The 19,108-nt window shown below is 56.2% G+C and carries 16 protein-coding genes; 10 read left to right on the top strand and 6 right to left on the bottom strand.

The window, feature by feature from the left end:
* Nucleotides 1–1,623: a methyl-accepting chemotaxis protein gene (locus RGW60_RS01815; RefSeq protein WP_322201592.1), complete on the bottom strand. Its 1,623-nt coding sequence runs from the start codon at nucleotides 1,621–1,623 to the stop codon at nucleotides 1–3.
* Between the two features lie 299 nt (nucleotides 1,624–1,922).
* Here RGW60_RS01815 and RGW60_RS01810 point away from each other — a divergent pair, with 299 nt between their 5' ends.
* The 8 genes from RGW60_RS01810 to RGW60_RS01775 all read left to right on the top strand — a co-directional run bounded on the left by RGW60_RS01810 (nucleotide 1,923) and on the right by RGW60_RS01775 (nucleotide 11,759).
* Nucleotides 1,923–2,837: a LysR family transcriptional regulator gene (locus RGW60_RS01810; protein ID WP_322201590.1), complete on the top strand. Its 915-nt coding sequence runs from the start codon at nucleotides 1,923–1,925 to the stop codon at nucleotides 2,835–2,837.
* Between the two features lie 135 nt (nucleotides 2,838–2,972).
* Complete coding sequence (locus RGW60_RS01805) at nucleotides 2,973–4,430, top strand: gamma-aminobutyraldehyde dehydrogenase (protein WP_322201588.1); 1,458 nt, start codon at nucleotides 2,973–2,975, stop codon at nucleotides 4,428–4,430.
* Between the two features lie 160 nt (nucleotides 4,431–4,590).
* Nucleotides 4,591–5,742: a putative ABC transporter substrate-binding protein YdcS gene (gene ydcS / locus RGW60_RS01800; protein WP_322201586.1), complete on the top strand. Its 1,152-nt coding sequence runs from the start codon at nucleotides 4,591–4,593 to the stop codon at nucleotides 5,740–5,742.
* 162 nt (nucleotides 5,743–5,904) lie between these two features.
* Nucleotides 5,905–6,945, top strand: coding sequence for an ABC transporter ATP-binding protein (locus tag RGW60_RS01795; protein WP_322201584.1), 1,041 nt, complete (start codon nucleotides 5,905–5,907; stop codon nucleotides 6,943–6,945).
* A gap of 2 nt (nucleotides 6,946–6,947) precedes the next feature.
* Nucleotides 6,948–7,898: an ABC transporter permease gene (locus RGW60_RS01790; RefSeq protein WP_322201582.1), complete on the top strand. Its 951-nt coding sequence runs from the start codon at nucleotides 6,948–6,950 to the stop codon at nucleotides 7,896–7,898.
* The gene (locus RGW60_RS01785; RefSeq protein ID WP_322201580.1) at nucleotides 7,888–8,715 is read left to right on the top strand and encodes an ABC transporter permease; all 828 of its coding nucleotides are present in this window, start codon (nucleotides 7,888–7,890) and stop codon (nucleotides 8,713–8,715) included. Before RGW60_RS01790 ends, RGW60_RS01785 begins: the two co-directional genes overlap by 11 nt.
* Before the next feature lie 24 nt (nucleotides 8,716–8,739).
* Nucleotides 8,740–10,164, top strand: coding sequence for a gamma-aminobutyraldehyde dehydrogenase (locus tag RGW60_RS01780; protein ID WP_322201579.1), 1,425 nt, complete (start codon nucleotides 8,740–8,742; stop codon nucleotides 10,162–10,164).
* Nucleotides 10,165–10,277: 113 nt separating this feature from the next.
* Nucleotides 10,278–11,759, top strand: coding sequence for an APC family permease (locus tag RGW60_RS01775; RefSeq protein WP_322201577.1), 1,482 nt, complete (start codon nucleotides 10,278–10,280; stop codon nucleotides 11,757–11,759).
* Nucleotides 11,760–11,832: 73 nt separating this feature from the next.
* Here the strand turns inward: RGW60_RS01775 and RGW60_RS01770 are convergent, their stop codons facing one another.
* From RGW60_RS01770 to RGW60_RS01760, 3 genes are all read right to left on the bottom strand, one after another.
* Nucleotides 11,833–12,939 carry an NADH:flavin oxidoreductase/NADH oxidase gene (locus tag RGW60_RS01770; RefSeq protein ID WP_322201575.1) on the bottom strand — a complete coding sequence of 369 codons (1,107 nt, stop codon included), beginning with the start codon at nucleotides 12,937–12,939 and terminating at the stop codon, nucleotides 11,833–11,835.
* 112 nt (nucleotides 12,940–13,051) lie between these two features.
* Complete coding sequence (gene recJ, locus RGW60_RS01765; protein ID WP_322201573.1) at nucleotides 13,052–14,767, bottom strand: single-stranded-DNA-specific exonuclease RecJ; 1,716 nt, start codon at nucleotides 14,765–14,767, stop codon at nucleotides 13,052–13,054.
* A gap of 62 nt (nucleotides 14,768–14,829) precedes the next feature.
* A complete protein-coding gene (locus RGW60_RS01760; protein WP_322201571.1) occupies nucleotides 14,830–15,372 on the bottom strand; it encodes a YaeQ family protein in 543 nt (180 codons plus the stop codon).
* 284 nt (nucleotides 15,373–15,656) lie between these two features.
* Between RGW60_RS01760 and RGW60_RS01755 the strand changes: the two genes are divergently transcribed.
* Nucleotides 15,657–16,493: a TIGR02285 family protein gene (locus tag RGW60_RS01755; RefSeq protein WP_407074104.1), complete on the top strand. Its 837-nt coding sequence runs from the start codon at nucleotides 15,657–15,659 to the stop codon at nucleotides 16,491–16,493.
* Between the two features lie 195 nt (nucleotides 16,494–16,688).
* Here the strand turns inward: RGW60_RS01755 and RGW60_RS01750 are convergent, their stop codons facing one another.
* A complete protein-coding gene (locus tag RGW60_RS01750; RefSeq protein ID WP_322206822.1) occupies nucleotides 16,689–16,985 on the bottom strand; it encodes a DUF3509 domain-containing protein in 297 nt (98 codons plus the stop codon).
* Between the two features lie 173 nt (nucleotides 16,986–17,158).
* On the opposite strand from RGW60_RS01750, the gene RGW60_RS01745 reads away from it, so the two are divergent.
* Nucleotides 17,159–17,821 carry a response regulator transcription factor gene (locus RGW60_RS01745; RefSeq protein WP_322201569.1) on the top strand — a complete coding sequence of 221 codons (663 nt, stop codon included), beginning with the start codon at nucleotides 17,159–17,161 and terminating at the stop codon, nucleotides 17,819–17,821.
* On the opposite strand, the gene RGW60_RS01740 is transcribed toward RGW60_RS01745, so the two are convergent.
* Complete coding sequence (locus tag RGW60_RS01740) at nucleotides 17,790–19,043, bottom strand: EAL domain-containing response regulator (protein ID WP_322201567.1); 1,254 nt, start codon at nucleotides 19,041–19,043, stop codon at nucleotides 17,790–17,792. The two genes, RGW60_RS01745 and RGW60_RS01740, sit on opposite strands and share 32 nt — an antisense overlap.
* Nucleotides 19,044–19,108 lie beyond the last annotated feature (65 nt).

Genomic DNA, 19,108 nt, shown 5'->3' with positions numbered 1-19,108 from the left:
TCAAACTTTGAAACGCGACACGCCACTTCGCAACCCAACCGCCACCTGACTCAACTCGTCGATAGCGAAGCTGGCTTGGCGCAGCGAATCAACCGTCTGGCTACTGGCGTCACCCAATTGCACCAGCGCCTGGTTGATCTGTTCGGCACCCGTCGCCTGGGCCTGCATACCTTCATTGACCATCAACACGCGCGGCGCCAGCGCCTGCACTTGATGAATAATCTGTGAGAGTTGCTCGCCGACTTGGGTCACCTCGAACATGCCGCGCCGGACCTCTTCAGAGAATTTGTCCATACCCATCACGCCCGCAGACACTGCGGACTGAATTTCGCGAACCATTTGCTCAATGTCGTAGGTGGCCACAGCCGTCTGGTCAGCCAGACGCCGAACTTCAGTCGCAACCACCGCAAATCCGCGCCCATACTCGCCGGCTTTTTCCGCTTCAATGGCTGCGTTAAGTGAGAGCAGATTGGTCTGGTCGGCGACTTTGACAATGGTCACAACCACTTGATTGATGTTGCCGGCTTTCTCGTTAAGGATCGCCAGCTTGGCATTTACCAGATCGGCGGCGCCCATGACCGAGTGCATGGTTTCTTCCATACGCGCCAAGCCTTGCTGGCCAGATCCGGCGAGGATCGAAGCTTGATCGGCGGCGGTGGTGACTTCCGTCATGGTGCGTACCAGATCCCGAGACGTTGCTGCAATTTCTCGAGACGTTGCGCCAATTTCAGTGGTAGTGGCAGCGGTTTCGGTAGCCGTAGCTTGCTGTTGCTTGGACGTAGCGGCGATTTCAGTGACCGAGGTGGTGACTTGTACTGATGATCGCTGGGCCTGTGAGACCAGACCGGTCAGCTCGGCCATCATGTCGTTGAAACCAGTTTCTACTGCGCCAAACTCATCTTTACGTCCCAGGTTCAAGCGCTTGCTAAGGTCACCGGCGCGCATGATGTCGAGCACCCAGACGATCCGCCGCATTGGCGCCATGATCGCGCGCATCAACAGTAGTCCGCAGAAAACTGCGGCAATGATGGCAATCAGCAAGGAGACACCCATGCTGATTTTCGCGGAAAGCACCGTTGACGCGATTGAAGCCATCGACCGGTCTGCCGATTGTTTGTTTTGGACGATCAACGACGTCAGCAACGCGCGGCCCCGGTTCCACGAGGGTTCCATTTGTGAGGCAAACAGGTTGTGTGCCTTAACAAAATCATTGGCTTGATAGAGGGCGAGCACCTCATTGGTGATCTTTATATAGTCAGCATGCTGTTTCTCAAACTCATCGACAGACGCCTGATCCTCGGCGTCGAAAACCGTCTTGCGGTAGTTATTCAGTTCACCGACCAACGTATCTTCGTAGCCTTTGAAATTGCTGATTTCGGCAGGCGTGAGCACTCTGCCTTGGTCTTCACTGAACAACTGTAAGGTAGCGAGGTAACTGTTTACCCAAGCACTGCGAACCATGGTGCTGTAATAAAGACCAGGAAGGGCGTCGGTTTCAACCTTCTCTTCACTGGATTGAATCGATAACAGCCGGGTATACGACACGACAACCATCAATAACATGATGGCGATAATCACAGCGAAACTCGCCGATATTCGCTGGCGCAATGTCCAATTCTTCACGGTCCTGCCCTCAAGAGTTCAACTCGGCAGCGTTTGCCGCGTTCAAGAAGTGGACCGACAGGCGATCCAAAGCTGGCTGAGTATAGCCCAGGCCATTCGGCCTTAGATCGATGTTTCCCACATACTTTTGAGGTTTTTCCAACGCTTATTCGAGAAAAGCCCCAATGCAGTGCAAAACGTATAAACCGGGCGAAGTTGCAGCCTTTATCCGGACCTGAAGCAGGGCAAACGGGCCTATCGATAAAAAAGATATACACTCGAAAAAATCAATAAAAACGTTACCCACTAGAGCCATTCTCATGATGACGCTGCGTCAGATTCGTCACTTTATCGCGGTCGCCGAAACCGGTTCGATATCGGCGGCCGCCCAAGCGGTGTTCATATCTCAATCAACGCTGACTCTCGCCATTCAACAACTGGAGCAGGAAATCAGCGTATGCCTGTTCAATCGTCACGCCAAAGGCATGACCCTGACGCATCAAGGCCATCAATTTTTGCGTCAAGCGCATCTGATTCTGGCAACGGTGGACAACGCCAAGCGCAGCTTGCAACAGAGTACCGATCAAGTGGCGGGACAGTTGATCATCGGCGTGACCAGCTTGGTGGCAGGCTATTACTTGGCGGACTTGTTAACCCGTTTTCAGCGCGCCTACCCCAACGTCGAGCTGCGGGTGATGGAAGATGAGCGTCAATACATCGAACACCTGTTGGTAAGCGGCGAAATTGATGTCGGCGTATTGATCCTCTCGAACCTGGAAGATCGCCATGCGCTGCAAACAGAAGTATTGACCCACTCACCTCACCGGGTTTGGCTACCCGCACAGCATCCACTGCTGGAACACGACAGCATTAGCCTTGCGGACATCGCCCGCGAGCCGCTAATCCAGCTCAATGTCGATGAAATGGACATAAACGCGCTGCGCATGTGGGTCCGTGCCGGGCTGCAACCGCATATCACGTTGCGCACCGCCTCCACTGAAGCGGTGCGCAGCTTGGTCGCCGCAGGCCTGGGCGTGTCGATTCAGCCGGACATGACCTACCGCCCTTGGTCTCTGGAGGGCGACATCATCGAGGCCCGTCCGCTGGCCGACCTCACCCAGACCCTGGACGTCGGTTTGGCATGGCGCCGCGGCACCGCCAGACCAGCATTGGTCGACCCTTTTTTGACCGTTGCCCGAGAGCAACCGAACGCAGGACGCCGGCTATCTATTTAATCGAACGCTGCTTTCGGTATTTAGCATTTGTCGGCCGTACGTCCGCGCACTAGTCTCTGTGACAGAGCTAAGGCCGGGCGTGCAACGGAGCTTGCCTATGCATGGATGCCCCCGCCTAAAAAGAGAACAGCGAAAATGCCCGGTAACCCGACTCCATTATTCACTGCACTGCTGATCGACGGAGAACTGGTCGCTGGACAGGGCTTTGCCGAGCCGATTATCAATCCGGCCAACGGAGATGTCCTGATCGGCGTTGCGGAAGCCAGTACCGAGCAAGTTGAATCTGCCATTCTCGCTGCGCACCGCGCGTTTGCCAGTTGGTCGCGAACCACGCCGCAGCAACGCTCAGTCATTCTGTTGTCGATTGCCGATGCCATCGAAAAACAAGCCGACCTGTTGGCGCGCCTAGAATCGCTGAACTGCGGCAAGCCGCTGCACTTGGCACGTCAGGATGACTTGAGCGCAACCGTCGATGTGTTCCGCTTTTTCGCCGGGGCCGTGCGCTGTCAGATGGGGCAATTGTCTGGGGAATACCTGCCGGGTTACACCAGCATGGTCCGCCGTGACGCTATTGGCGTGGTGGCGTCCATTGCGCCATGGAACTACCCGATGATGATGGCCGCTTGGAAGATTGCCCCCGCGCTGGCGGCGGGTAACACGTTGGTGTTCAAGCCGTCAGAACATACGCCGCTGTCGATATTGGCATTGGCCCCTGTCCTGGCCGAGCTATTGCCCCGTGGGGTGATCAACATCATCTGCGGCGGTGGCGAAGGCGTCGGCAGCCATTTGGTCAGCCACCCGAAAGTACGTATGGTCTCGCTGACCGGTGACATTGTCACCGGACAGAAAATTCTTCAGGCCGCCGCCAAAACCCTTAAACGCACACACTTGGAACTGGGCGGAAAAGCCCCCGTAATCGTCTGCAACGACGCCGACATTCAGGCCGTGGTCGAAGGCGTTCGTACCTACGGCTATTACAACGCCGGCCAGGACTGCACCGCTGCGTGCCGAATCTATGCTCAAACCGGTATTCATGATCGCTTGGTGGCCGAACTCGGCGCGGCGGTCAGCAGCCTGCGCTTTGCCGGTAAACGCGACGCCGACAATGAAATGGGGCCGCTGATTAGTACTCGTCAGCGCGACCGGGTGGCCAGCTTTGTCGAACGTGCGCTGGGCCAGCCGCACATTGAGCGAATCACCGGCGCGGCCGTACATTCCGGCGCGGGTTTTTTCTATCAACCGACGCTGCTGGCGGGCTGCAAGCAAAGCGATGAAATTGTCCAGCGCGAGGTATTCGGGCCGGTGGTGACAGTGACCCGCTTCGATCAACTGGAACAGGCGGTGGACTGGGCTAACGATTCGGAATATGGCTTGGCGTCGTCGATATGGACCCAGAATCTGGACAAAGCCATGCAAGTGGCCGCGCGGTTGCAGTATGGCTGCACCTGGATCAACAGCCATTTCATGCTGGTCAGCGAAATGCCTCACGGCGGCTTGAAGCGCTCGGGCTATGGCAAGGATTTGTCCAGCGACTCACTGCAGGACTACAGCGTAGTGCGGCACATTATGGCCAAACATGGGGTGGCGTTATAAGCGGCAAGCTTCAAGCAAGAGCTGAATCAAAAACAAGAAGAATGGCTACACCCTGTGATCTTGCGGCTATACGTAATAGTAAGAGCGAAACCTCTTACGGCTTACAGCTTACAGCTGCCTGCAAAACTGCCCCGACCATAATTAAAGAAGAGGGAATTCCATGTCAGTGCTCAAGACCGCCGTACTCAGCGCTATTGTCACCAGCTTGTTCAGCAGTTGTGGCGTGCAGGCAGCAGAAATGCTTAAAACAGTGGGACCAGGTGAAGGCCAGCTCGATATTGTGGCGTGGCCGGGCTACATAGAGCGGGGGGAGAGTGATAAAGCGTATGACTGGGTGACAGGTTTTGAAAAGGAAACCGGCTGTAAGGTCAGCGTCAAAACCGCCGCCACGTCCGATGAAATGGTCAGTTTGATGGCCAAGGGCGGTTACGATCTGGTGACCGCATCCGGCGACGCATCATTGCGTTTGATCGTCGGTAAACGGGTACAACCGATCAACACTGCGCTGATTCCGAACTGGAAGAACCTTGATCCACGCTTGGTAAATGGACCGTGGTATGTGGTCAACAAGCAAACCTACGGCACACCTTATCAGTGGGGTCCGAACGTGTTGCTGTACAACACCAACGTATTCAAAACTCCGCCCGTGAGCTGGGACGTAGTGTTCAAAGAACAAAAGCTGCCCGATGGCAAGACCAACAAAGGTCGGGTGCAGGCGTATGACGGCCCGATCTACATCGCCGATGCTGCACTGTATTTGAAATCCATCCAGCCTGAATTGGGCATCAAAAACCCCTACGAACTGACCGAAACCCAATATAAGGCCGTGCTGAATCTACTGCGTGAACAACACGCGTTGATCCACCGCTACTGGCACGACGCGACCGTGCAGATGAGTGACGTGAAAAACGAAGGCGTCGCGGCCACCAGTTCATGGGGCTACATGGTCAATGGCCTGCAAACCGACAAACAGCCAGTGGCTTCGACCATTCCCAAAGAAGGCGCCACTGGTTGGGCCGATACCACCATGCTGCACGCCGACGCCAAACATCCAAACTGCGCCTACAAATGGATGGACTGGTCAATGCAACCGAAAGTCCAGGGGGATGTAGCCGCGTGGTTCGGCTCGCTGCCAGCTGTACCGGCCGCCTGTAAGGCCAGCGAACTGCTCGGGGCTGAGGGCTGTAATACCAACGGCTTCGACCAGTTCGACAAAATCGCGTTCTGGACCACTCCACAAGCTGAAGGCGGCAAGTTCGTGCCGTACAGCCGCTGGACCCAGGACTACATTGCGATCATGGGCGGCCGCTAACGCTGAATCTGCGGCATCCCTGTGGGGCGAATTCATTGGCGAATGACATTGCGCGGCTTTTCTAATAGACCGTGGCGCTTGCTTCCCGAATGAGTTCGGTTCCACACAGCCTGCACAGCGTTTCAAAGCCCACCGGGCTCTCGAATTTCGGAATCTTAAACCATGACACTCGCAGTCCAGTTCACTAACGTTTCCCGTCAGTTCGGCGAAGTGAAGGCCGTTGACCGGGTTTCTATTGATATTCAGGACGGTGAGTTCTTCTCCATGCTGGGCCCATCGGGCTCGGGCAAAACGACCTGCCTGCGCTTGATTGCCGGTTTCGAGCAGCCCAGCGCAGGGTCGATTCGTATTCACGGCGAGGAAGCCGCAGGCCTGCCGCCCTATGAGCGGGACGTTAATACCGTGTTTCAGGATTACGCACTGTTCCCGCACATGAACGTTCGGGACAACGTTGCTTACGGCCTGAAGGTCAAAGGCGTCGGCAAGACCGAACGCTTGAATCGCGCTCAGGACGCACTGGGCATGGTCGCATTGGACGGCTACGGCGAGCGTAAACCGGTGCAGCTTTCCGGTGGCCAACGCCAGCGGGTCGCCTTGGCGCGGGCACTGGTCAATCGGCCGCGCGTGCTATTGCTTGATGAGCCGCTGGGCGCGCTGGATTTGAAACTACGCGAGCAGATGCAAGGTGAACTGAAGAAGCTGCAACGCCAACTCGGCATCACCTTCATTTTCGTCACCCATGATCAAACCGAAGCGCTGTCAATGTCCGACCGCGTGGCGGTGTTCAACAAGGGTCGCATCGAGCAGGTCGATACCCCGCGCAATGTGTACATGAAACCGGCCACCACCTTTGTCGCCGAGTTTGTCGGCACCTCCAACGTGCTGCGCGGTGAATTGGCCTTGCAACTCAGCGGCACCACCCTGCCCTTTTCTATCCGCCCGGAGCATATTCGTTTCGCCGAAGGCCAGGCCGGCAGCCATGAGATTGAGGTCAGCGGTTTGCTGCACGACGTTCAATATCAGGGCAGCGCCACCCGCTACGAACTCACGCTCGATAACGGCCAGACCTTGAACATCAGCCACGCCAATAGCCAATGGCTGGACACCACGGCGCAGCACCAACCGGGGCAGCGGCTTATGGCCCGCTGGTCCCGTGAAGCCATGATTACGCTGCATGAAACTGCCTTGAGCGAGGGCGCGTAGTCATGAGCCAGGCCATCTCTCATCAGGCGATGCCGACTGGGCAACCGCCCTTGCGGCGGTTTTCCAATCTGCTGTATCGACGACCCAATCTGTACCTGTCTCTGCTGCTGATTCCACCGTTGTTTTGGTTTGGCGCGGTGTACCTCGGCTCGTTGCTGAACCTCTTGTGGCAGGGGTTCTACACCTTCGACGACTTCACCATGGCGGTCATCCCGGTCCTGACCCTGGAAAACTTCGCAGCTCTGTTCAATCCGGCCAACTTCGACATCATCACCCGCACCCTGAGCATGGCAGTAGCCGTGTCGGTTGCCAGCGGCATCATCGCGTTTCCCGTTGCTTATTACATGGCGCGCTACACCACCGGCAAAACCAAAGCGTTCTTTTACATCGCGGTGATGATGCCGATGTGGGCCAGTTACATCGTCAAGGCCTACGCCTGGACCCTGCTGTTGGCCAAAGGCGGCGTTGCGCAGTGGTTTGTTCAGCATCTGGGCCTGGAATCGATCTTACAGTTGATCCTGAGCATTCCCGAGATTGGCGGCAGCACCTTGTCGACCTCGAACGTGGGGCGCTTTCTGGTCTTCGTTTATATCTGGCTGCCATTCATGATCCTGCCGATTCAAGCCTCACTGGAGCGCTTGCCGCCTTCATTACTGCAAGCTTCTGCGGACCTTGGGGCCACGCCGCGCCAGACCTTCATGAACGTGGTATTGCCGCTGTCGGTGCCGGGGATCGCCGCCGGTTCGATTTTCACCTTCTCCCTGACCTTGGGCGATTTTATCGTGCCGCAATTGATCGGGCCGCCCGGTTACTTCATTGGCAGCATGGTTTACGCCGAGCAAGGCGCCATTGGCGACATGCCCATGGCGGCGGCCTTCACGTTGGTGCCCATCGTGCTGATTGCGATTTACCTGTCCATTGTCAAACGCCTGGGAGCCTTCGATGCGCTTTAACTCTTCGACTGGCAGCGCGCACGCACCTCTGGGCTTGAAACTGGCGGCCTGGGGCGGTTTGGTATTTTTGCACTTTCCGATCTTCATCATCTTCATGTACGCCTTCAACACCGAAGACGCCGCCTTCAGCTTTCCGCCACGGGGATTCACTCTCAAGTGGTTCAGCGTGGCCTTCTCGCGGACGGATGTGCTGGAGTCGATCAAGCTCTCGCTGGAGATTGCTTGCATCGCCACCTTGATTGCGATGGTCCTCGGCACACTGGCCTCCGCTGCGCTCTATCGCCGGGATTTTTTTGGCAAGGACGGTATCTCGCTGATGCTGATTCTGCCGATTGCACTGCCGGGAATCATTACCGGTATCGCCTTGCTCTCGGCGTTCAAGACGTTGGGCATCGAACCGGGAATGTTCACCATCATCGTCGGCCACGCGACCTTCTGTGTAGTAATCGTCTACAACAACGTTGTCGCTCGACTGCGCCGCACCTCCCACAGCTTGATCGAAGCATCCATGGATTTGGGCGCCGACGGCTGGCAGACCTTTCGCTACATCATCATGCCCAGCCTCGGCTCAGCCTTATTAGCGGGCGGGATGCTGGCGTTTGCGTTGTCGTTTGACGAGATCATCGTGACCACCTTTACCGCAGGCCATGAGCGGACGTTGCCGATTTGGCTGCTTAACCAACTCAGTCGACCGCGCGATGTGCCGGTGACTAACGTGGTCGCCATGCTGGTGATGCTGGTGACTATGCTGCCAATCCTTGGCGCGTATTACCTGACACGCGGCGGCGAAAGCGTCGCGGGCAGTGGTGGTAAATAACCAATTCCCCTGTAGGAGCCAACCATGCAAACCAAACTGTTGATCAATGGCCACTTGGTCGCGGGCGAAGGCCCTAGCCAATCGATATTCAACCCGGCGTTGGGCCGTGTATTGGTAGAAATCAACGAAGCCAGTGAGGCTCAGGTCGATGCTGCCGTGCGGGCCGCAGAGACCGCATTTGAATGCTGGTCGCAGACCGCGCCCAAGGATCGTTCGCTGTTGCTACTTAAACTGGCCGACGCCATCGACGCTCATGCAGAAGAATTGGCAAAACTTGAATCCGATAACTGCGGCAAGCCGTACCACGCCGCCCTCAACGATGAAATGCCGGCGATCGCCGACGTGTTCCGTTTCTTCGCTGGCGCCAGCCGTTGTATGAGCGGTTCGGCGGCGGGTGAGTATTTGCCGGGACATACCTCCATGATCCGCCGTGATCCAGTGGGCGTTGTTGCCTCGATTGCGCCGTGGAACTACCCGCTGATGATGGTCGCCTGGAAAATCGCACCGGCGTTGGCGGCAGGTAATACTGTGGTGCTCAAACCGTCAGAACAAACCCCGCTGACCGCGTTGCGCTTGGTCGAGTTGGCCGCCGATATCTTCCCGGCGGGCGTGCTGAATCTGGTGTTCGGTCGCGGGCAAACCGTGGGAAATCCGCTGGTGACCCACCCGAAAGTGCGGATGGTCTCGCTAACCGGCTCAATCGCTACCGGTTCGCACATCATTTCCAGCACCGCCGACAGCGTTAAACGCATGCACATGGAATTGGGTGGCAAGGCGCCGGTGATTATTTTTGACGATGCCGATATTGAAGCCGCCGTGGACGGTATTCGCACCTTCGGCTTCTATAACGCGGGGCAGGACTGCACCGCTGCGTGCCGGATTTATGCACAGAAAGGCATCTACGAAAAATTCGTCACTCAACTCGGCGAAGCGGTCAGCAGCATTAAGGTGGGTTTGCAAAACGATCCGGAAACCCAATTGGGTCCGTTAATTTCTGCGCAGCATCGGGATCGAGTTGTGGGTTTCGTTGAGCGCGCACTTGCCCAGTCACACATTCGACTGATCACCGGTGGCAAGGCGATAGAAGGCAATGGCTTCTTCTTCGAACCAACGGTGTTGGCCGACGCTCAGCAGGATGACGAAATCGTCCGCCGCGAAGTATTTGGACCGGTGGTTACGGTGACTCCATTCGACGATGAAGCACAGGCATTGGCGTGGGCCAATGAGTCGGATTATGGCCTGGCGTCCTCGGTGTGGACCAAGGACGTCGGCCGCGCCCATCGGCTGGCCGCCCGTTTGCAGTATGGCTGCACGTGGGTCAACACCCACTTTATGTTGGTCAGCGAAATGCCCCATGGCGGGCAAAAGCTGTCCGGTTATGGCAAGGATATGTCCATGTATGGATTGGAAGACTACACCACCGTCAGGCATGTGATGTTTAAGCATTAGAACTGATCGTAGCCTTTAGTGGGATCAAAACAATAACGACTGAACCGGGCCGCGCTTGAGTGCATGGCTGCGGATTCCCATACCCAAAATCTGGCGATTTCCAGGAGAAATATATGACTGTTCCATCCCTTAATTCAGCCGCAGACAGCGACGCTGAACAACTGAGGAAGTTGGGTTACACCTCTAACTTCAACCGCACCATGAGCTTGTGGGAAAACTTCGCGCTGGGCTTCACCTACTTGTCGCCGGTCGTCGGCGTTTACACCTTGTTCGGCTTTTGCCTGGCAGCGGGCGGCCCCCCGATGTTCTGGGCTTACTTATTGGTGGGTATCGGCCAATTATTGGTGTGCCTGATCTTCGGTGAGGTGGTGTCCCAGTTTCCGATTTCAGGTGGTGTTTATCCGTGGGCTCGCCGTTTAGTGGGTAAGCGCTGGGCGTGGATGGTGGGCTGGATTTACGCGATTGCCTTATGCGTGACTATTGCCGCTGTTGCAGTGGGTGCCGGGCCTTATTTGGCCGCGATGTTGGGTTTCGCACCGAGCAACACTACCAATATCGTCATTGCACTGGTGCTAACGCTGTTTGCCACGTTGGTTAACCTAAGCGGCACTAAGGTACTGTCGCGCATCGCCATGTTTGGCTTTTTATGCGAGTTGATCGGCGCTGTAATCGTCGGTTTGTACTTGTTGATATTCGAGCGCCACCAGCCAATCAGCGTGCTGTTTAACACCTTCGACATCCGTATAGACGGCTCGTACTTGCCGGCTTTTTTGACTGCATCGCTGGCGGGAATGTTTTTGTATTACGGCTTTGAAGCCTGCGGTGACGTGGCCGAAGAAACACCCAACCCGAGCAAGATGATTCCGCGCGCCATGCGCATGACCATCTACATCGGCGGCGCCGCAGCAATGTTCGCGTGCCTGGCGCTGATTCTTTCCGTGCCGGACATGGCGGCGGTGATCAACGGCACCGACAAAGACCCGGTGACCACTATTCTCAGCAACGCTTTCGGGGTCACCGGTTCAAAAGTGGTCATGGCCGTTGTAATGATTTCGTTTATCTCCTGCGTGATAAGCCTACAGGCCGCCGCTAGCCGACTGCTGTATGCCTACGCCCGAGATGAAATGATCGTGGGCAGCGACGTGCTTAAACGTCTGTCGCCCAATACCCAAGTGCCGGTCGCGGCACTGTTTGTAGCCGGTATATTGCCGGCGCTGATCATTTGCCTGGGCCTTGTGTTGCAGGATGCGGTTGCCACCATCGTCAGCTTCGCCGCCATCGGAATTTACCTTGCGTTCCAAATGATCGTGGCCGCTGCCCTTTTCGCCCGCGCACATGGCTGGATACCCAGCGGCCAATTTAGCCTCGGCATATGGGGCCTGCCGATTAACCTTGGTGCGCTGATCTATGGCGTCCTAGCGATCATCAACATGGCCTGGCCGCGCACCCCAGACGCGGCGTGGTACATCAACTACGCCATGGCCCTGACCACCGCCATCGTCATCGGCCTGGGCCTGCTCTACATGTGGCTCGGCAAACCGTATGACCACGGGACGGCACCAGCCGGGGATGCGTGCAAGGTCGGGAAAAGCTGAGATCTACCCCCTGTAGAGACCAATTTGTTGGCGAAGGATTCACAGCGGCGTGTTGGACACGCCGCCTGTCCATTCAATCGCGCAAATCGGATTCGTGGATCGGTTGATCACGGTGGGTGGCGCGTTGGTATTGGGCGGGCCAGACGGCTTTGCGGCCGCCGAGATCGTCGTCGGCGTGGAGGGGCCAGTACGGGTCACGCAGCAGTTCTCGGGCCAATAGGATCAGGTCGGCCTGGCCGGTACGCAGGATGTGTTCGGCCTGTGCCGGTTCGGTGATCATGCCCACCGTGCCGGTGGCTATGCCGGACTCTTTGCGCACGCGCTCGGCGAATCGCGTCTGGTAGCCTGGTCCTACCGGAATTTCAGCTTTGGCCGCCGTGCCGCCTGAGGATACGTCAACCAAGTCGACGCCCAAGTCTTTCAAGCGCCGTGCCAGCTCGACGGTTTCGTCAGGGTTCCAGCCATCCTCCACCCAGTCGGTCGCAGAGACGCGCACGAATAAGGGCAGCTCTTGCGGCCAGACCGCACGCACGGCTTGGGTGACTTGCAGCGTTAAACGGATGCGATTTTCGAATGAACCACCGTATTGATCGCGACGTTGGTTGCTCAGAGGCGACAGAAATTGGTGCAGCAAATAGCCATGGGCGGCGTGCAGCTCGATCACTTTAAAGCCGGCGATCAATGCGCGCTTGGCGGCTTCAACGAACGCGGTGATGATTTCCTGAATCTGCGGTTCTTCCAGCTGAGTTGGCGCTGTATGTTGCGGATCAAAGGCAATCGGGGAAGGGCCAACAGGCACCCAACCGCCTTCACTGATCGGCACGCTGCCATGTTTGCCGATCCAGGGGCGCCACGTGCTGGATTTACGTCCGGCATGGGCCAATTGCATACCGGCGACTGCACCTTGGGCCGTAATAAACCGGGTAATACGTTGCAGCGGCTCGATCTGCTCGTCATTCCACAACCCCAAGTCTTCAGGGGTTATGCGGCCATCTTCGGTCACCGCTGTGGCTTCGGTGAAAATCAGCCCCGCGCCGCCGATGGCGCGGCTACCTAAATGGACCAGATGCCAATCATTGGCCAAGCCATCGACGCAGGAGTACTGACACATCGGCGACACCGCAATGCGGTTAAGTAAGGTCAGTTCGCGAATAGTATAGGGTTCAAGCAGCAGGCTCATGGGCACCTCTCAAGTTAAACTTCCAGACTCTAATTAACGTTCTCGATCGTGCTTAGAGCCTAGTAGACAACCCGAGGTAGCGAGGGTTCGTACCCCTGCCTACTTGCCTGCTCTAACGCGGAGCGATGTGCGCAACCATCAATTGAACTGTTTCATTACCTCGAAACTCATTTAGGTCGAGTCTGTAGGCTAACTCCACCCAACGAATGGTTGGATTGGGCCAGATCTCACGATCAACACCAAAGGCGATACCGTCGAGCTTCAGCGACCCGCATTCGCTTTTTAGCACCATTTTTAAATGTCGATCACCGACGATGCGTTGTTCGACCAGTTGGAATACGCCGTGGAACAGTGGCTCGGGGAAGTGCTGGCCCCAAGGACCGGCGTTACGCAAGGCGCGAGCCAGTTCCAGGTGAAACTCTTCCACCGCCAGCGTGCCATCAGACAGCAGTCGCCCGGTCAGGTCTTCTTCATCTAATTGGCGACGGACTTCAACGTCAAAAGCCTCGGCAAAGGCGGGGAAGTTCGCTTCTGGCAATGACAAGCCGGCCGCCATTGCATGGCCTCCGAACTTGCTGATCAGTTCTGGGTGTTTGGCGGCAACCGCGTCTAGTGCATCGCGAATGTGGAAGCCGGGCACCGAACGCGCTGAGCCTTTAAGCACACCCTCCCCCGCACTGGCGAAGGCAATGGTTGGACGGTGATAACGTTCCTTCATGCGCGAAGCGAGGATGCCAATCACCCCTTGGTGCCAATCGGCTTCGAATAAGCATAAACCGAACGGCATTGACTCCAACGGCAAGTCCTTGAGTTGGGCCAGTGCCTCGCGCTGCATGCCTTGCTCGATGGATTTGCGGTCCTGGTTCAAATCATCAAGCTGCGTGGCCATTTCACGGGCCAGGGTTTCGTCTTCGCAGAGCAGGCATTCAATGCCCAGACTCATGTCATCCAGACGCCCCGCCGCGTTCAAGCGCGGACCAATGATGAAGCCCAGGTCGGTGGACGTAATGCGTGAGGCTTCACGACGTGCGACCTCGAGAATCGCTTTGAGCCCCGGCCGCGCGCGACCCGCACGAATTCGCAACAAACCTTGATGCACCAGAATGCGGTTGTTGGCGTCCAGCGGCACGACGTCGGCAACGCTGCCCAACGCGACCAAATCCAGCAGGTCACCGAGGTTCGGCTGAGTCTGTTGGTGGGCCTGGAAATAACCGGTGTCACGCAAACGAGCGCGTAAGGCCATCAACACGTAGAAGATAACGCCGACACCCGCGAGGGCTTTGCTGGAAAACTCACAACCGGGCTGATTCGGGTTGACGATGGCATCGGCAGCCGGTAATTCACGGCCGGGCAAGTGGTGATCGGTGACCAGTACCGTCAACCCCGCCGCTTTGGCCGTCGCCACACCCTCGACGCTGGAGATGCCGTTGTCCACGGTAATCAACAATTGCGGCTGACGCTGAAGTGCGACCGCGACGATTTCCGGGGTCAGGCCGTAACCATATTCAAATCGATTGGGCACCAGATAATCGACATGAGCCGCGCCGAACAGACGCAGCCCCAACACGCCCACGGCGCTGGCGGTTGCTCCGTCAGCATCGAAGTCGCCAACGATCAGAATGCGCTGGCGCTCTTTCAGCGCAATAACCAGCAGATCGACCGCCGCATCAATACCCTTGAGTTGCTGATACGGGATCAGCCGCGCCAGACTCTTGTCCAGCTCCACCTCGGACACCACGCCGCGTGCGGCATATAGACGGGTCAACAAGGGTGGCAGGTCGCCAAGGAATGGCAAGGTGTCAGGCAACAGGCGAGCTTCGATACGCATTCGGTTTCCGCTGATGTTTTACTTTTTGACCATGCTGGCCGGGCAGTCAGAGACGGCGCTAATCAGTCGCGCTCACCGGTAAGCCATTGCAGCTGAACTTCGTGCTGGCCGCGGTCGTCGGTGACGAAAATAGTCCCTTCGCTGATCATCACGTCCCACTTGATAACCCGTGGCATGTCCTTGGCCAGTACTTCCAGAATGTCTTGCGGCACAGCGGCGATATTCACGTTTTTCAGGTTTTTCGCAACCGGAATCACCTTGGTTTCCCAAACGCGCAAGCTGCCGTACGCCAGCAAACTGGTGCGTTCGGTTCGCCGCGAAGACCAGGTCAACCGATCTGCGTCAGGCTGACCGACTTCGATCCAGTGTAAAACGCGATCATCTAGGCTTTTTTCCCACAGCGCTGGTTCGTCTACTTCTGACAGACCACGGCCAAATGACAGCTGCTCGTTGTACCAAAAGGCATAGGCGAGCAAACGCACGGTCATACGTTCTTCGGTTTCCGAAGGATGCCGGGCGATAGTCTGTTTAACGCTCTCATACACGCCACGATCAAGGTCGGTGAGGTTGAGTTCGAATTTGTAGGTCGTGGACGGCTGGGCCATGGACGGGCTTCTAGATACGGGGAAAGGCGACAAGTCTACCCGATGCTGACCTCTTCAACGACGACGATGGTCTGCCAACGACTTGGGAACACCTCTATTTATGAGCACGTTGGGCCGAACTCAGCAGGTACGTTGCTTGAGGCAGAGACAGCGGAAGGCAGATTTTAATCTAGACAAGCAGAACGCCAGCTAAATGGCGCTATAATTCAGTCACTTTTTTTTGCGGATGGATTCAGCGAATGACCTGCCGCTTACTACTTACCAGAACCTACGCAAAGGTAGCGCTGATCACGCTGATGCTTTTATGCGTTCCGCGCATTGGTATGGCGAAAGACACAATTATGTGGTTACTGCGAGACTTTCCCCCTTTGACCATTAGCTCAGGCCCCCAAGAGGGACAAGGCGCTATTGATAAGCTAATGCCTTTGCTGATAGCCGGGATGCCTGAGTACGATCATTTAATGTTGCGTGTAAATCGGGCCCGGGGGATACAGATGCTCAATGAACCGTCGTTTACCTGTGACCCGACATTGCTGTGGACCGCTGAGCGCGCTAAAACCATTGTATTTTCGATCCCAACCTACGCAGTGATCAGTAATGGCATAGTTATTCGCCGCAATGACTTCAGTCGCGTAAGCCCTTTCATCAAGGAGGGTCAGGTCGATCTAGCGGCGCTGTTGGCAAGTCGACAAATCAAGCTCGGAATCGTCGCAGAGCGAAGCTATGGCCCGGTGATCGATCAAATACTTCAGGCCGCACCAAATGATGCGGTCAGCCGGCACTATGGCAATGACGCTGTTGGCAGCCTGTTACAGATGGAGCGCGTGGGCAGATTGCGTGCGCTAATCAGTTACTGGCCTGAGGCACGATTCACTGCGACGCAAGAAGATATCGACCCCAACGATCTAAAGTTCTACCCGATCATGGGCACGGCTAAATATCAGTTCGCCCATATTGGTTGCTCGGATACGGCCCAAGGGCGCGACGCGATGGAAATCATCAACCGCAAAATGCGTGTCCTGCGTCAAACCAAACTCATCGACTTCTACGCCGACTGGCTAGACCCCAACTCCCGCTTGGCGTACCTGGAAGACGCCAAGGCATTTTTTGAAAGCCCATAAGGGGAAGAGTTCATTGCAGTAATCAGACTCATTGGCCGAATTTCAGGCAAAAGAAACCCCGAGCAGTGGGGCACTCACTCGGGGTCAAACCGTGATCCCTCAGGACCAGTACGGCAGGTATCAATCACCGGAGCACAATGCTTGAACCTGCCGTAATTAATCAGAGCACTCGGCGCGAAAAAGGTTCCCGAACAATCAATTAAAAGCCTGCAACGAAGTAAAAACCTGAGTAGACGTCGCATACCGCATGGCTGCGATGACGCAAGGTTCAATTCGGCCTTCAGCAATCAGTAGATCCCGGTGAAAACCATCTACCACATCCGTCAGTTGCCGTTTGTCACAAAGCTGCGCCACGCAAAGTGTGCGTTCGATCACAATCGCACCTGCCGCATTTTTCAAAGTGACGACGCGTTCGCCATTCGCGCCCGCTGGCCCTAGGTTTGCCTGATAAGGTGTCAGGGCTTCACTCAGCAATAAGCTGATATTTTCCATCTGGTCACCACTCGATAGTTTGAATGCAAGGTGCTTATCAATGACCATCCGTTCGATAAGAAAGTTCTTCTCACCTGAGTGGGGTGATTGCCCGCTACCAGACGCCTGAGCATGCCTGCCGAAGATGACAGATAAAAAACAACGGCAGATATCTCTTATAAAGGACCCCAATATTGAACGCCGCTCCTGCCAAACCGTTGCGCGTCATTCTGGCCGACGATCATCCTATTTTCCTGATCGGGTTGAGGGTTGTGCTTGAGCAACACAGCCATGCCACCGTAATCGCCGAGGCCGACTCGCCATCGGCGCTCGCCGAGGCACTGAAAAATCACCCCTGTGATGTACTGGTGACCGACTTCATGATGCCCATCGATCTGCAGAACGACGGGCTAATATTGCTGGAGCGGGTTCGCCGTGATTACCCACAGCTGCCCATCGTCGTCGTGACTATGCTCAATAATGCAGGGCTGTTTCGCTCGATCCTAGCGTCAGGTGTCACGGCACTTTTGAGCAAGGCAAGCTTGGCGGGGGAATTGCCCGCTGCGATCGAGTGCATCCATCAGGGCAAGCAGTACGTCGCAGCATCGGTCGCCAAAACGCTACTTGACGCGGGTGATTACGGCTCGGACACATTGATCGCCCACCAACACCTATCCCCCAAGGAGTCAGAGGTACTCCGCCTGCTAGGGGCCGGTCGCTCAGTAGGTGAGATTGCCGCGCAATTCAACCGTAGCAAGCAAACCGTGAGCGCACATAAAGTTAGCGCCATGCGCAAATTAGGGCTTAGCAATGATGCAGGATTGTTTATTTATTTGCAGGAACATGGTTTGACTTGAAATCAACGCTGGAACGCCCTGCCATCCAGCCAAACAGGTCCGCCTCGTTCATAGGTTTAGCCACGAAATATCCCTGCAACATCGGACTGCCTAATGCCTTGACCGCCTCATAATCACAAGTTGTCTCCACGCCCTCTACTACCACCTCCATTTGCATCTCGCGCGCCATCACCCAAGCACCCGCTACTACGGCAGCTTTGCGGGCATCTTCGGCCATACCGCGTATGAATTCGGCCGGAATCTTCAACTCCGAGAACGGCAATTGAAGCAGGCGCTGAATATTCGATGCGCCCGTCCCAAAGTCATCGATAGACAAAGTGCAGCCCCGCATGCGCAAGCGCAGCAAGCCTTCCAGCTGCGCAGTAGTGGTTTGCAGCGCTGAGCTTTCTACGATCTCAAGAGTGAGGACGCTGGCCGGTAAATCCAGTCGTGACAGAAGTGCGCCGACGCCTTCAACAAAATCTGCTTCATTAAGCATTGTCGGCGCAATATTCACCGCAACGGGCAATGCGCTGCCAGTTGCCTGCATAACCTTGGAAGATAATTTCAATGCCAACTCCAGCATGCGCCAGGTCAGCGGCACGATAAGCCCCGCGCCCTCGACGGCGGCCATGAAGCTGCCCGGCGACAACAAGCCATGACGGGGATGCTGCCAGCGAATCAACGCTTCGACGCCAAGCACATCACCTCCAATATTGACTTTAGGTTGGTAGTGGGCGGTCCACTGCTCGACAACATCAATTTCGCGAATATGCTGACCGGGTGCCAGTGGGTGCAGTTCTTCCAAAGAAAACACGGCGCAACCGGGAGACAGAGGTAACGGCTCGAGAGCCTGTCGGCCGGCGCAGTAAGACTCAAGCAATTCCCGAAGCACCGCAGCGGACGCTGGCTTTTGCAGGCTGCCTAAAACCCACAGGCCCTGCTGCCGCGCTAGATAGGCCGCACCGTCGAGTACGCTTCTATCACTGCTGCTAAGGATAATAATCGCGCGAGCGCGCTGACCTTCGGCGAGGTATCGAATCATCTCAAGCCCGTCCGCACCCTCCATTTGCAAATCACAGATAGCAATATCGACATCGCCGCGATTAGCCAATGATTGCCGCGCATCGGCAACGCTGTGAGCCGTCATGACATTGAACACCTGATTTGCGTTGAGCATTTGATGCAGCGCCATCAGTTGAAATGCATTGTCTTCAAGTATCAAAACATTAAGTGAGCGCACAATTTCGCCTCCCGGGTCAGAGCAGTTTTAGCCAACGGTCTCTGCACTTTAAAGTGGTCAGCATC

This window comes from Pseudomonas sp. AB6 (genome assembly GCF_034314105.1).
GTDB lineage: Bacteria > Pseudomonadota > Gammaproteobacteria > Pseudomonadales > Pseudomonadaceae > Aquipseudomonas.
Note: the sequence above shows the minus strand (reverse complement) of the source record. Positions and strands in the feature narration are given on the sequence as shown.

Bases quoted from the DNA above. Each gene is read 5' to 3' on its own strand.
- RGW60_RS01810 (WP_322201590.1), top strand. From the start codon at position 1,923: ATGATGACGCTGCGTCAGATTCGTCACTTTATCGCGGTCGCCGAAACC.
- RGW60_RS01805 (WP_322201588.1), top strand. From the start codon at position 2,973: ATGCCCGGTAACCCGACTCCATTATTCACTGCACTGCTGATCGACGGA.
- ydcS (WP_322201586.1), top strand. From the start codon at position 4,591: ATGTCAGTGCTCAAGACCGCCGTACTCAGCGCTATTGTCACCAGCTTG.
- RGW60_RS01795 (WP_322201584.1), top strand. From the start codon at position 5,905: ATGACACTCGCAGTCCAGTTCACTAACGTTTCCCGTCAGTTCGGCGAA.
- RGW60_RS01790 (WP_322201582.1), top strand. From the start codon at position 6,948: ATGAGCCAGGCCATCTCTCATCAGGCGATGCCGACTGGGCAACCGCCC.
- RGW60_RS01785 (WP_322201580.1), top strand. From the start codon at position 7,888: ATGCGCTTTAACTCTTCGACTGGCAGCGCGCACGCACCTCTGGGCTTG.
- RGW60_RS01780 (WP_322201579.1), top strand. From the start codon at position 8,740: ATGCAAACCAAACTGTTGATCAATGGCCACTTGGTCGCGGGCGAAGGC.
- RGW60_RS01775 (WP_322201577.1), top strand. From the start codon at position 10,278: ATGACTGTTCCATCCCTTAATTCAGCCGCAGACAGCGACGCTGAACAA.
- RGW60_RS01770 (WP_322201575.1), bottom strand. From the start codon at position 12,939: ATGAGCCTGCTGCTTGAACCCTATACTATTCGCGAACTGACCTTACTT.
- recJ (WP_322201573.1), bottom strand. From the start codon at position 14,767: ATGCGTATCGAAGCTCGCCTGTTGCCTGACACCTTGCCATTCCTTGGC.
- RGW60_RS01760 (WP_322201571.1), bottom strand. From the start codon at position 15,372: ATGGCCCAGCCGTCCACGACCTACAAATTCGAACTCAACCTCACCGAC.
- RGW60_RS01750 (WP_322206822.1), bottom strand. From the start codon at position 16,985: ATGGAAAATATCAGCTTATTGCTGAGTGAAGCCCTGACACCTTATCAG.